The following is a 14,047-nucleotide window of genomic DNA, read 5'->3' as shown; positions in this document are numbered from 1 at the left end:
GGCAAGGATTCGGAATCACCCGACATGGCACTGCACCCGGCCATAAGCAGGCAGCTCCCGAGCAGGGACGAGAACAGCCAACCCCGGGTCATGGCGACACCTCGCGAGGAAGATCGGTCTCAGGTTCCGCAGACAGCAATCGGTAGCCGCGGAAGCCGGCTCGCGGCAAAGACGCACTCTCCAATGACGGACGGGTAAAGCTGGTTGTCAGGGTGATACCCGATAGAGGCGCGTCGCCTTTAACGAGTGGCTGCGGCAGGCCATTGGTCGGGTACTCGGCGCAGGCTTCGCCGGACTGGCAGATGAAACCATCGTTATCCATATCGGTACCGGCGACAAGGAAGTATTCGCCGTCCGGCACCTCATCGAAGGCGAACACATAGCGACCGTTCTGAGCCACAACCGTTGTTTGGGCCAGCGGTTCGCGCTCTTCGTCGGCAGACACCAGAAGCACGAAATGGCGCCCCGCATTGCGGGTCGCAGGCTGGTCGCCCAATTGGACATTGATCGGAATAGCCAACGTCCGCAGATCGCCGGCAGCATTTTTATACTCAAGGGTCATTTCTGTTTGGCGGGCCGCCGAGGCATCGTTAATCGTGGCATTCAGGAACCGGGTGTTCCCCTGACTTTGTGACAGGTTCACGTCCAGCCATGCCGGAACAGAATCTTCCTTGACCGTGACCGAAGGCAACACCGCGTCAGTATCGTTGGACGGTACAACCTCGATAGCCAACTGGTCGGTGGTTACCGAGCCACCGAATTGGAGCGACGACGGCGACGTCGTCAGAAAGGCCCCAATGCCGTCATTGGCCGCGTTCACGGCTTTCAGCGCGTTGATCAACCCTGCGCCATATTCTGCCTGCGAACCCAACCCATCCGTAAGCGCGCCCTGTCGGATCAGCCCGAGAATCGCAGGCTGAGTCAGGGTTTCATCCTGCTGTCGCATTAACGCCAGCACCCCCGATACATGTGGCGCCGCCATCGAAGTACCCTGCAACCCCGCATAGGCTGGTGTAAACACGTTCCCCGAATCCGACCCCCACGTACTGATGATCACGTCGCCCTGGCCATCATTGTTCCCGTCTCTAGAGGCGTCCCCACCGGGCGCTACCAGATCAAGCCAATCGCCAAAACTCGAGTAGCTGGCTCGCCGGCGCCCGGCATCCACGGCACCAACCGCAATGGTGTTTGCGAAAGCTGCGGGATAGACCCGCTCGCTGGTCCCTTGGTTCCCCGCTGCGGCCACGACCAGGATGCCTGCATCAACCGCGCGCTGTATCGCCGACTCTAACTGCACGCTGGCGGCTTCGGTCCCCAGGCTCAAATTCATAATATCCGGTCGCGACGCCTCATCGAGTGCCACGAGCGCATCGATGGCGGCAATGATGTCGCTCAGTGATCCCATACCGTCCAGGCCCAGCACCCTGATAGGCAGCAAAGTTGCCTCGGGGGCAACGCCTATGCCGCCATGGTTGTTGTCCAGAGCAGCAATCGTTCCCGCGACGTGGGTGCCGTGGAACGACGTTGCGTCAGCGCGTCGGTTGCCCGGATTTGCCGGGTTGTAGTCTGGACCCTGCTCACCATCAACGTCAGCCTCACCGGTCACGAAATCGCTATAAGACGTGACCAGGGCAACGTTATTGCCGTTCGAGTTGCCATCGTCCAGGTCAGGGTGCCAATCACTTGCCGTGTTCGGGGACGAACTGAAAATACCGGTGTCCAGCACCGCCACCCGAACACCCTGCCCCGGCGTACCCACCGCCTGCCAAGCGGCCGGCAAGTTGATCAGTGGGTAATTCCACTGGCGGCCATAAAGCGGGTTGGTTTCCGGGCTGACGGCCAACGCCCTGAACTGGTAATTAGGCTCAGCAGCGAGGACGCCGGGAGCCTCGCGCAGCTGTCGAATCCAGTCCAACGTGGCCTCCTTGGCCGTCTGCGTCGATCCCAAGGTACCGAGGCTTGAATGACGATTGACAAGCCAGACACCTGCGCCCAGTTCACGGGAAGACGCGACCGCGGGTAATACCGCAGATGCTGCGTTGACGACCGTCGGCGATGCCATCGTGATGACCGCTTGGTCAGACTCGAAAGCCACATCGGGATAGCTGAAACTAAGGGAGGTTGCTGACGCCGTATTGACGCTGACGACATAGCGAAACGGGCCGCTACCGGCGCGCGACTCGATATCGAGGGTATAAACCTGCTTGGCGGCACCCGACGGAGGTTCGATGCTGACCGCCGTGGTTGGTGTCAGAACGCCTGTACCAACCTCACCGTCAACGTTGGAGAGCGTTACGTCCGCCTCGGGAGCCGCTAACAGCCCCCGACCCGGCTCAAAAGCCTGGACATAAACGGTCTGGCCACTTTCCAGCGCCAGGCGGAATCTATCTTCGCGGTCCGCATAGAAGGCGTAAGTCGAATCGTACCCGCCGGACTGCGAGCTCAAGTAACCGCCAAGCAGCGTAGGGCTGGGCAGATCCTGGGGGTCCGACGTATTGTCCGTCGCCTCCCGGAACAGGAAATCTGTCGCCGTATCGCTATCGGAGCGAGTGCGAGCCTCGATCTGGATGACACCGCTCAGGTCGGCGTCGGGAAGAACCGGGGGCGGGGCGACACCACTGTCATTTTCTTCACCGCTACTCCCCCCGCCTCCACCGCAGCCAGCCGTGACTGCAGCAAGTAGGACCAATGTGGGAACTGAAACCGAATAAGAGCCGGACAACGAACTTACCTCCACCGAAAACGTAACTGTACGCTCCTGTATCCTGAGCGTATCAGCACCAGTTGGCCTGTCCTAATCCCAGGTTAGTTTCAAAACGAAAAAAAGCCGCAACCAGATGCACCGGTCGCGGCTTTTTTCCAGCATTACGCCTTCAGGCGTAGAAGAACATGGGCACAAAGGCGACGATCAGCAGCGTGCTCCCCATCACCACCAGCGGCAGCAGCAGGCGCTCGTAACGGTGCCAGAAGCTACCGGTGCGCTCAGCCGCGAGCACCTCCGTTTCGCCCACGACCTGACGGGTGAGCAGGTGATTCAGTGCGACCGGCGGGCTCAGGTAACCCAGTTCGAACGCCACCAGGCACACCAGCCAGAAGTGTAGCGGATCGATTCCGAGGTTGATTGCCGCCTGGGCGATCGTAGCCGAGACCAGGATCACCGCGCCAAACGGGTCCATAATCATGCCGATGAAGGTTAGCATGACCACGATGACCAGCATGACCAGCCAGGGATTGGTGAGCCCTTCGGGGAAGATGGCGTGAACCACCTCGGACCGTTCAAGGATGCCGCCCAGGCAAACCGAGAAGCCAATCAGAGCCAGCAGCGCACCGATATGCACCGCGGAGTCGCTCGCCGCCGCAATGGATCGGCTCCAGAACACGGAAGACCGGCTCTGCCCAGGCGCCTTCTCACCCTTACCCGAATCGAGAAAGACCAGCGCCAGCATGACCAAAGGCAGAATCAAGGGTGCGCTGTACTCGTTGAACGTCAGTCCCAGCAGGAACCAGATCAGGCCAATCACCAAGGCGGCTACGAGGACATAGGGCACGAGCGGAACCAGCCGCCGGCCGGCTTCGCCGAAGGCACCCGGCTCCGGCTGGGGTTTCCAACGGCCCTGTGTCTTACACACGACCAGGGTGAACAGACAGGCGGACATCAGGAAAATCCAGAAGCCCCAGCCGTACATCTCATCGGTGGTGACTTCCTTATTCAGGGCAGCTACGACGACGATCAGCAGGCAGGGATTGAGTACCACACCCATGCTGCCAGACATAGCGGTGGTAGCGAGTGACAATTGACGCCCCGCACCCGACTTGCGCATTTCGTCGTAGATCACCCCGCCCACAGCCAGGATGAAAATCCCCGAGGCCCCGGTGAATGCGGTAGGGAAAGCCGTGGCAAAGATCATCAGCGACGCCAGTGCCGGCGCCGGCAGCCGGAACGGCTGGATCACCCCCAACAGAAGGTCCGGAAGGCGAGTCTGTTTCAACACCATGCCCACCAGCACGTACAGCCCGATATTGATGAACATGGAAGCGAGATTGGTCATCTGACCGAAATAAATGGCCAGGCCGGAACTATACCCGTCCACGAAGTAGAAATAGGCCATGGCTATCAGGCCCATCTGGCAGTAGAGCGGCACTGACAGCAGCGACGATGGCGCCAGCTTACCGGGACGTATACGCGCGGGTATCACCGTAAGGCGGTAGGCATTGATCAGAATGAACAGGACGAAAACCGCCGTCCAGGCATACTCCAGATGACGGAGCGCCTCCGTCGAGCGGGAATCTCCCAACTGTCCCGCGTAAGCGGTCAGCGAATACGCCATCAATCCGTTTACCAGCAACTGGATGCCCTGGGACAATTTCCATTCGGCCCGGTTGCGCGGCAGACGCAGGGCGATATGGTCCGTATCGAACGCTGCAATCATCGCCGCCAGGCCAAACAGGCCGAGGAACAGGTACTTGGTGAGGTCGATATTATCCAGCAACCAATCCGCAATACCCTGCTCGACTGTCTTATATAGGGTCAGCGCAGGCGTGATCTGCTCCTGGTTTGCCGCAAACATGGCGTACTTGTCCCGACACAGCTCCAGGTTCTTCTGGAAGCTCTCACGCAATGCCTGGGGGTCAGGCGGCGACGAGAACAGCGCATCGGGATCGGGCTTGTATTCCTGCATCCGCTTTTGCACTGCAGCGTCGATATCCATATCAACATTGCAGGTGGGCTCGGAGGCCCAGGGATTGAGCAGGTAGTAGTTGGGCCAGGTCTGCTCGCCGATCCAGAGCATCCGCGAATGCAGGGAGTTCCCCATGCCCAGCAAGAGTGTGAATACCAACAGCGCCAGCAGGATGACCCCGTGTAACCGGTGCATCGGGTACAGGGTGGTCACCCCGCTGGCTGAGAGCGCACGCCAGTTCATGATGCGTTATCTACCCTTTATTCGCGGTTGCCCGCGGTGCACTCGGAGGCACCGGGATTGCTCGCACAACGCACCTTGCTCAACAGGGCCATCATCTTCGGATCGTAGACTTCAGGCGCACCATTGACGCCATCGCGCAGTTCGATACGGTTCTCCCGGAACATCTCCTGATAGCCTTGGATGTCCTTATCGGGGATCCTGATCCACTGCTTCTCAGGAATGTTCTTCTCGCTCTTTTCCACCAGTGCCATGGCCTGGCCGTACATGCCCCAGACCGTCTCACGCGAGGCCTGCGCCATTTCATCGCTGAAAGCATCGTCCTTCGCCACAAGCTGGATCGTCAGCTGCGCCAGGGGGTAATCAACGATACCACCGTCCTGTCCGACGCCTTTGTAGAGTTCCAGCGCTTCATAGGCAAAGGCGGGCGCATAGGCCGTGTCGACGGAGCCGTTGTTGAATTTGCCGGCAAAGTTGGTGATGTCCGAAGGCACCACGGTCGCTTTCACATAGTCGACCATATGGATGGCGTCCTTCTGGTAGTCCAGGGTCGCCATGCGTTTGCCCGCCAACTCGCCTGCAGTATCGATGGAGCGGTCGTTGACGAACAGGTAGCCAGCGCCAGCCGGCGTAATCCCCAGGACCTCGTAGCCGTCTTCTTTCATCAACTTGGCGGCCTTGGGTTGGGCCAGGGTCGCAAGGACTGTCCTCAGATCGTCATAGGTCGGGATGGCGCCCACGGCACTGATGGAGCCGGTAAAGCGGTTGAACTGACGAATGCGAATATCGGTGGCCGCCAGGATATCGCACTGGCCGGACTGGAAGTCCCCCAGGGCAACGCCCTCATCGGTATAGGGCTTCAGCTGGATGTCCACGCCCTGGCCCTTCATCTCCAGGGCATAGTCCTTCATCAGGTTATAGACATCGCCATTGGCCCCGATCACATCGAATACACACATGCTCGCCGACTTGGCCTGGGCCACCGGCGCCACGGCCAGCGCCATCAACAGTGCTGCGGTCGTCTTGCGAAACATATTGGAACCTCCCGGATTATTGTGATTGTTGAGTCAGTATTCTCGCCAGCCGCTGTGGGCGGCACGGCCACCCTCCACCCAGTTGCCGGCGCATAAGGGCCAGCTAGAAATGGGTCAGAGCAGGCTGTCCAGATCCATTACCTCGGCATCAGCCGCGCTGTTCGGACTCATCTGGCCGAAGTAGGTGCGCGGCGTGCGGTAGCCGTATTCTTCAGTCCAGTGCTTGTCGGAGGCGTGAAGGACGACCGAACGGCCAACCTCGTCCACCAGTCGGTAGTCCTCGTGCACGTCGAAGCCCGCCTCGGAGGCCTCGAAACGCCCGATCACGTCAGCAATGATATCGTCCCGTCCCTTGGTCTCCGCCGCTACGACTTCCAGCGCCATAGCGGCGCGGAAGCCGGCCTTCACGCCCAGCTCGGAACTGTGACGCAGCACGCGCCAGGGGTCCGGAGCCATTGCGGGCCGGGTATCCGGCAGCAACAGCCAGACATTGGCGCGAATGGCATCGGGAATCCCGCCCCACTTTTCGTTATCGACGCACTGGGCAGCGCGTTCGGCTTGAGGAGCAATGTCCTTGGGCACGCCCGCGGCCCCACCGGAGTTCGTATCGTTGATAATGGCCTGGAGTCCTGTCAGCAGACCCAATAGGTAGGTGAGCTCGTCCTGGTCCGCATAGAGGAAGGGACATTCCGCCTCCGGATCGGAAGGATCGTATTCATAGGCGCGCATCGCCCGCTCAAAGGCCTTGAGTCGACGCTCGGCAGTCAACGCGTGCCAGCGTTTTTCGGCATTGCGGGCATCCTTGGCAGTGGGCACATCGTCCTGGTAGTTGGCACGCAGGTAGCGCAACTCCTCTTCCCAGGCTTGAGCTTCGGAACAATTGGCTGCCAACAGTTGCAACAAAGACCCGGTGGTGTCGGGTTTATCGGTTACGCGCCCAAAGGAATAGACCAGAGGATCGAGGGAGTTGCCGAGATTGCAGGCCATATTGGCGTCGGACATTTGCATGACGTAGGGGGTGGCTTCGGACTCCGAGTATCCGGTCATGACAGCGCCCGTGGTTTGATAGACCGGGTTATAGCCGCAGCCACTGAGGAAAGCGAGCAATCCGAAAGCGAGCAGGATTCGGTTCTTGGAACCGCTCATCCGGAAACGAGGAATGATTGAAGTCTGCATTCCAGATCCTTTCTCTTGTTTATTGTTGTATCGCCGTAGTCAGTCACTTGGCCGAAAACAGCGTTGCAGCAGAAGGCTCCAGATCTTTTGGATCAGCTCCATCCGACGCCGATCAAACCGCATCTGTCGCTTCTCAAGCTTGGAGAGAGGATGCGACCTGTACCGAGGTTAGTGAATGACCGGATTGCCGTCAGAATTGGCCGATCAGGCCAATCGGAATGGCGACACACCTACGCCAAGCCCGCGCCAATCCTACTTCTTGGGCAAATGTACAACTTTGCCGCGCAGACTGTCAGAGATGACAAAAATGCGAATTTGATCAAAAAGAGGCGGGAGCATCACCCAATCCAAGCATCGCCATGACTTCGTCGGCCAGGGTATCCAGGTCGCTTGGGCCATCGGGTCGGTACCAGGTCACTGTCCAGCTCAGGGCGCCGGTCAGCATGCGCCGGGTAACGAAGGGATCAGCCGCGAGCCGCCCGGCCTGGTGCAGCTCACCGAGTACGTCCAGCCAGAGCTGCTCGTAGATGTCCCGCAGTTTCAGGATCTCCCGCTGGGACTCCGGCGACAGACTGCGCCATTCGAAGACGAGTACGGCCATGGCCTCCCCCGTCTGACCATTGATGGCTTCCAGCTCGCAGCGAACCAGGGCGCGCAGACGCTCCTCGGGGGAGCTTGCCTGACTGACAGCATGGCGCATCAGCTCGGTATTGAGCAGCACGGTTTCCACCATCACCGCCTTGAGGATTTCCTCCTTGGTGCGGAAGTGGTGGAACAGGCTGCCAGACTGGATGCCGATAGCGGCCGCAAGATCGCGCACCGTGGTGCGTTCATAACCTTTCTCCCGGAACAGCCGGGCGGCTTCACGCAGTAGGCGGCCACGGGCACCGGCAGGATCGGAAATGCGCTCTTCGGAAACCAGTTCGGCAAGGATGGATTGCGGCGTCAAAACGTACTTCCTGTTGTCGTTATCGGGATCGCGAGTATTGGAATCGTCGCTACCGGCATGAGCCCGGAATCGGCCAGTATAAACGCTGGACCAGTGTACCCCGAATTTCACCATTTACAAACCAAGCGCTTGCTTGGTATTGTCATCTGCATCGATCGACACCGTTCCGCACAAGACCACAATACGGACAGGGCTCCTCATGACAGACGCACCCGTGCGCATCGGCTGTTCCGCCGCCTTCTGGGGTGACACCGAAACCGCCGCCCGCCAACTGGTGGACAAGGGCAACCTGGATTACCTGGTCTCCGACTACCTGGCTGAGATCACGCTATCCATCATGGCCGGCCAGCGTATGAAAGACCCACAAGCCGGCTACGCCCGGGATTTCGTACAAACCGTGATGGGGCCTTTGCTCAAGGACATCAAAGCCAAGGGCATCCGCGTCATCAGCAACGCCGGTGGCGTGAATCCGGAGTCCTGTCGGGATGCGTTGCAGGCCCTTTGCGACGCGCAAGATGTCGACCTGAAGATTGCACTGGTGCTTGGCGACAACCTGCTCCCCCTAAAGAAGCAGCTTGAGGCTCAGGGCATCACCGAAATGACCACCGGCGACTCACTCCCCCCCACGATGGTCAGCATGAACGCCTACCTTGGCGCGCAGGGCATTGTCGCTGCGCTGGAATCTGGCGCAGATATCGTTATTACCGGACGTATCGCCGACAGCGCGCTGGCGCTGGCGCCGCTGGTGCACGAGTTCGGGTGGGCCTGGGACGACTACGACAAGCTGGCCCAGGGTAGTCTCGCCGGTCACCTGATCGAGTGCGGAGCCCAGGCCACCGGCGGCAACTTTACCGATTGGGAGACGGTTGCCGATGGCTATGCAGATATGGGCTTCCCCATCGTGGAAGTCCAGGCCAATGGTGACTTCCTCATCACCAAACCTGATGCCACGGGCGGTGCGGTGAATACGGGCACCGTGTCGGAGCAGCTGGTCTATGAAATCGGCGATCCGCGGGCCTACCTGCTACCGGATGTGACCTGCGATTTCACCGAGGTCAAACTGGAGGATCTTGGCCATGATCGCGTCGCCGTCACCGGCGCACGGGGCTCGCAGCCAACCAACAGCTACAAGGTCTCCGGCACCTGGCCCGACGGTCACAAATGCACGGTCACCTTCCTGATCGGGGGTATAGACGCAGCCCGCAAGGCACAGCGCGTTGCCGATGCCATCCTCGACAGGACCAGCCGCCTGTTCGAGGAACGCGGCCTACCACCCTATTCGGAAACCAGCGTCGAACTCCTGGGTACCGAAGCTACCTATGGACCTCACAGTCGCACCGGCCAGACGCGGGAAGTGGTAGTGAAGATCAGCGCCGCGCATCCCAAGAAGGAAGCGCTGGTGCTGTTTTCTCGGGAGATCGCGCAGGCCGCCACTGGCATGGCGCCGGGATTGACCGGTATCGTCGGCGGCCGCCCGACGGTCTGGCCCAAGATACGGCTGTTCTCCTGCCTCGTACCCAAGGATCAGGTGAGCGTACGCGTCGAAACCGGAAGCGAAACCTGCCCGGTCGATGTGATGACCGCCGGTTTCGACACCGTCAAACCAGGCACCCAGCGCATCGAGATCGATCCGCCGCAGTCAACCGATGTCACCGTACCGCTGGTCGCCCTGGCCTGGGCACGTAGTGGCGACAAGGGCGACCACAGCAACATTGGCGTCATTGCCCGCCACCCGGCGTACGTCCCCTACCTGGCAGCAGCGCTTTCTGAGGAGGCTGTAGCCGAATGGATGGGCCATACACTTGATCCTGAAAATGGTCGGGTAACCCGATGGTTCATGCCTGGATTCAACGCCTTCAACTTCCTGCTGGAACACAGCCTCGGTGGCGGCGGCGTGACCAGTCTGCGTATCGACCCCCAGGGTAAGGCTTTCGCCCAACAACTGCTGGATATGCCGATTCCCATTGCCAGTGCCCTTTTAGAAGGACATCAATCATGAGCTACCAATCCATCCTGCGCCCCGGCCTGTTCGACGGCCAAACGATTATCGTCACTGGGGGCGGATCGGGTATCGGTCGCTGCACCGCCCATGAATTAGCCTCATTAGGCGCTCAGGTGGCTTTGGTCGGCCGCAAGCCCGAGAAACTGGATGCCGTCAAAGGTGAAATCGAAGAGGACGGCGGCAAGGCGTCGTCCTATCCCTGCGACATTCGGGATGAGGATGTCGTCGCTGCGACGGTCAAACAGATCCTGGCCGCTCACGGCCCCGTCAAAGGTCTGGTCAATAACGCCGGTGGCCAGTTCCCCTCGCCGCTCGCAGGCATCAACCAGAAAGGCTGGGAAACCGTCGTACGCACCAACCTCACCGGCGGCTTCCTGATGGCCCGGGAGCTCTACAACCAATCCATGAGCAAGACCGGGGGCGCCATCGTCAACATCGTCGCCGACATGTGGGGCGGTATGCCCGGCATGGGGCATTCGGGCGCCGCCCGGGCCGGCATGGTCAATTTTACCCAGACCGCGGCCGTGGAATGGGGCGCCTGCGGGGTGCGCGTTAATGCGGTCGCCCCAGGCTGGATCGCGTCCAGCGGCATGGATACCTACCCCGATCAGATGAAAGCCTGGATTCGCGGTCTGGCGGATGCCGTTCCCTCCAAGAGGATTGGCACGGAGTCCGAGGTCAGTTCGGCGATCTGCTTCCTGCTCAGTCCTGGCGCGTCCTTTATCAGCGGTGACACCCTGCGCATCGACGGCGGTGCTTCCCAGGGTAGTCGGGTGTGGCCTTTGCCCAAGGCGAAGAACATCGAGGTGTTCAATGGCTTCCACCGTGCCGTGACGCCCAAGATTTTCAGCGAAGACTGAGGCCCGCTCATGCAGATTCTCGAATCCACCATCGATCCCCAGTCCGAGGCTTTCGCCGAAAATGCTGCAGCCATGAAGGTCCACATCGACGCCTTCCGCGATGTGGAAAAACAGGTCTTGGCCCTGGCAGAATCGGCCCGGGAAAAGTTCACCAAGAAGGACAAGCTGCTGCCCCGGGAGCGGATCAACCGATTGCTCGACCGGAACGCCCCGTTCCTCGAACTATGCTCGCTGGCCGGCTACAAGATGTACGACGACAAGGACGGCAGCATGGCGGGCGGCGGTATCATCGCCGGCATCGGCACCGTCAGTGGTATCCGCTGCCTGGTGGTGGCCAGCAACTGCGCCATCAAGGGCGGCACTATCACGCCCGCAGGGCTCGACAAGACGCTGCGTTTGCAGCAGATCGCCATGGAGAACAAATTGCCGGTGGTATCGCTGTCCGAGAGTGGCGGCGCCAACCTGAACTACGCGACGGATATTTTTGTCCTTGGTGCCCGGGGGTTCGCCAACCAGGCGCGCATGTCCGCCGCCGGCATTCCCCAGGTCACCGTGGTTCACGGCAATGCCACAGCCGGAGGCGCCTATCAGCCGGGGTTATCCGACTATGTAATCATGGTACGCAACAAGGCCAAAATGTTCCTGGCCGGACCGCCGCTGCTGAAGGCCGCCACAGGCGAAGTCGCCACCGACGAGGAACTGGGCGGTGCGGAAATGCACGCCGAAATCGCTGGCACGGCGGAATACCTGGCCGAGAGCGACGCCGACGGTATCCGCCATGCCCGCGACGTACTCGACTCCCTCGCCTGGAACGAACATCTGCCACCAACCCAAACCGGTGCGTGGGAAGAGCCGCTCTACTCGCCGGACGACCTGGCCGGCATCATCCCGGCCGATCCCAAGAAGCCCTACGATGTCCGCGAAATCCTCGCCCGTATCGCGGATGGCTCGCGTTTTCAGGACTTCAAGGCCAATTACGACGACCAGACCGTCTGCGGCACCATTCGTATTTGCGGGCATCGTGTTGGCATTGTCGGCAATAATGGCCCGATTACGCCCGAAGGCGCCACCAAGGCGGCCCAGTTTATCCAGCTCTGCGATCAGGCGGGCACGCCGATTCTCTTTCTCCACAATACGACCGGATTCATGGTCGGCACCCACGCCGAACAGCACGGCATCATCAAGCACGGTTCGAAGATGATCCAGGCCGTCGCCAACTGCCGCGTGCCAAAGCTGGCGATCGTCGTCGGCGGCTCCTATGGGGCGGGCAACTACGCCATGTGCGGCCGCGGCCTGGACCCGCGCTTCATCTTCGCCTGGCCCAACAGCCGCACAGCGGTCATGGGCCCGGCCCAGGCCGGCAAGGTCATGCGTATCGTAGCGGAAGAAAAGCAGCGCCGGAGCGGCGTGGAGCCGGACGAGAAGACACTGGAGTTTCTGGAGCAGGCCACTGCCAAGAAACTTGAGGATGGATCAACCGCACTATTCGGCACTGCCCGGCTCTGGGATGACGGGCTGATTGATCCGAGAGACACGCGCAAAGTACTGGCGTTGGTGCTCTCGGTCTGTCGGGAGGCGGAACAGCGGGAGCTACGCCCAAACAGCTTTGGCGTAGCACGCTTCTGAGGGTTTGCACGAGCATGTAGCCGACGCTTTAGCTTCGGAGGCGCCGAAGGTGCCCATGACTTCGGACGCCGGTACCTGAAGCCAATGGACACCATCGCCTGCGCCGCCCTAGAGGGCCATCCATGGCCCGCTATTTCGGTCAAGGACATCCTTGTCCTTTCCTCCGGCGATGGTGTCGATTGGCTTCGATCTGAGTTCGATACGAAACGCCGGGGCCCTGGCGGGCCCTCCGAAGCTGAAGCGTCGGCTACATAAAGACAAAGCCAAAAGAACAATAGCCACCACAGGCAATAAACATAACAAGGGGATCCACATGCTATTCACCGAAGAACACGAAGCCTTACGCAAGACCGTCCGCGACTTCGTCGAGAAGGAGATCAACCCCCACTGCGACGACTGGGAGGAGGCGGGCAGATTCCCCATCCACGACCTCTTCGGGAAACTGGGCAACCTGGGCCTGCTGGGCGTCCATAAGCCGGAGGAGTTCGGCGGCATGGGTCTGGACTACAGCTACAACCTGGTCGTCGCCGAAGAGCTGGGCACCGCCCATTGCGGTGGCGTACCTCTGGCAGTCGGCGTACAAACCGACATGTGTACCCCTGCCCTGGCCCGCTTCGGCTCGGATGAGCTCAAACGGGAGTTCCTGGCGCCGGCCATTGCCGGGGAAATGGTGGGCTGTATCGGCGTGAGCGAAGTCGGTGCAGGGTCCGATGTAGCCGGCATGAAAACCACCGCCCGCAAGGACGGCGACGATTACATCATCAATGGCGCCAAGATGTGGATCACCAACTCCCCCAGCGCCGATTTCATCTGCCTGCTGGCGAACACCTCCGACGACAAGCCTCACAAGAACAAGTCGCTGATCATGGTGCCCATGAATACGCCGGGCATCTCATTCTCGCCGCACCTGAACAAGCTGGGCATGCGCTCGTCCGAAACCGCCCAGGTGTTTTTCGACGATGTGCGCGTGCCACAGCGCAACCGTATCGGCGCCGAAGGCACCGGATTCATGATGCAGATGGTGCAGTTCCAGGAGGAACGCATGTGGGGCGCGGCCAACGTGATCAAGGCGCTGGAGCACTGCATCGAGGTGACCATCAACTACTGCCGTGAGCGCCAGACCTTCGGTCAGCCGTTGATCGACAACCAGTCCATCCATTTCCGTCTGGCCGAGTTGCAGACCGAAGTCGAAGCGCTGCGCGCCCTCACCTACCAGGCCTGCGAACTGCATGTGCAGGGCAAGGATGTGACGCGCCTGGCCTCCATGGCCAAGCTGAAGGCCGGTCGCCTGGGCCGGGAAGTCACCGACAGCTGCCTGCAATACTGGGGCGGTATGGGCTACATGTGGGATAACCCGCTGTCCCGGGCCTTCCGCGACGTGCGGCTGGTCTCCATCGGCGGCGGTGCCGACGAAATCATGCTGGGCATCATCTGCAAGCTGATGGGTATCCTGCCCGGCAAGCGTAAGGACTGAGGAGGCA

9 protein-coding genes are annotated in these 14,047 nt (G+C 60.6%); 4 read left to right on the top strand and 5 right to left on the bottom strand.

Annotated elements, in window-relative coordinates:
* Window positions 1–88: 88 nt before the first annotated feature.
* The 5 genes from RE428_RS08165 to RE428_RS08145 form a co-directional block, all read right to left on the bottom strand.
* Complete coding sequence (locus RE428_RS08165) at window positions 89–2,722, bottom strand: S8 family peptidase (RefSeq protein WP_040882576.1); 2,634 nt, start codon at window positions 2,720–2,722, stop codon at window positions 89–91.
* A gap of 151 nt (window positions 2,723–2,873) precedes the next feature.
* On the bottom strand, window positions 2,874–4,922 hold the full coding sequence (locus RE428_RS08160) for a TRAP transporter large permease subunit (RefSeq protein WP_004581504.1): 2,049 nt from the start codon (window positions 4,920–4,922) through the stop codon (window positions 2,874–2,876).
* 17 nt (window positions 4,923–4,939) lie between these two features.
* On the bottom strand, window positions 4,940–5,953 hold the full coding sequence (locus tag RE428_RS08155) for a putative solute-binding protein (protein ID WP_004581503.1): 1,014 nt from the start codon (window positions 5,951–5,953) through the stop codon (window positions 4,940–4,942).
* Window positions 5,954–6,067: 114 nt separating this feature from the next.
* Window positions 6,068–7,129, bottom strand: a complete 1,062-nt coding sequence (locus tag RE428_RS08150) for a hypothetical protein (protein ID WP_004581502.1) — start codon at window positions 7,127–7,129, stop codon at window positions 6,068–6,070.
* Window positions 7,130–7,448: 319 nt separating this feature from the next.
* The gene (locus RE428_RS08145) at window positions 7,449–8,078 is read right to left on the bottom strand and encodes a TetR/AcrR family transcriptional regulator (protein WP_040882574.1); all 630 of its coding nucleotides are present in this window, start codon (window positions 8,076–8,078) and stop codon (window positions 7,449–7,451) included.
* 199 nt (window positions 8,079–8,277) lie between these two features.
* Between RE428_RS08145 and RE428_RS08140 the strand changes: the two genes are divergently transcribed.
* From RE428_RS08140 to atuD, 4 genes are all read left to right on the top strand, one after another.
* The gene (locus RE428_RS08140) at window positions 8,278–10,077 is read left to right on the top strand and encodes an acyclic terpene utilization AtuA family protein (protein WP_004581500.1); all 1,800 of its coding nucleotides are present in this window, start codon (window positions 8,278–8,280) and stop codon (window positions 10,075–10,077) included.
* Complete coding sequence (locus RE428_RS08135) at window positions 10,074–10,940, top strand: SDR family oxidoreductase (protein WP_004581499.1); 867 nt, start codon at window positions 10,074–10,076, stop codon at window positions 10,938–10,940. Before RE428_RS08140 ends, RE428_RS08135 begins: the two co-directional genes overlap by 4 nt.
* 9 nt (window positions 10,941–10,949) lie before the next feature.
* The gene (locus tag RE428_RS08130) at window positions 10,950–12,566 is read left to right on the top strand and encodes an acyl-CoA carboxylase subunit beta (RefSeq protein WP_004581498.1); all 1,617 of its coding nucleotides are present in this window, start codon (window positions 10,950–10,952) and stop codon (window positions 12,564–12,566) included.
* A 313-nt stretch (window positions 12,567–12,879) separates the two neighbouring features.
* A complete protein-coding gene (gene atuD, locus RE428_RS08125; RefSeq protein ID WP_004581497.1) occupies window positions 12,880–14,040 on the top strand; it encodes a citronellyl-CoA dehydrogenase in 1,161 nt (386 codons plus the stop codon).
* The last annotated feature ends 7 nt before the right edge of the window (window positions 14,041–14,047 follow it).

This window comes from Marinobacter nanhaiticus D15-8W, from assembly GCF_036511935.1.
In the GTDB taxonomy this organism is placed as follows: domain Bacteria; phylum Pseudomonadota; class Gammaproteobacteria; order Pseudomonadales; family Oleiphilaceae; genus Marinobacter_A; species Marinobacter_A nanhaiticus.
This window is presented reverse-complemented; position numbering and strand designations above follow the sequence as displayed.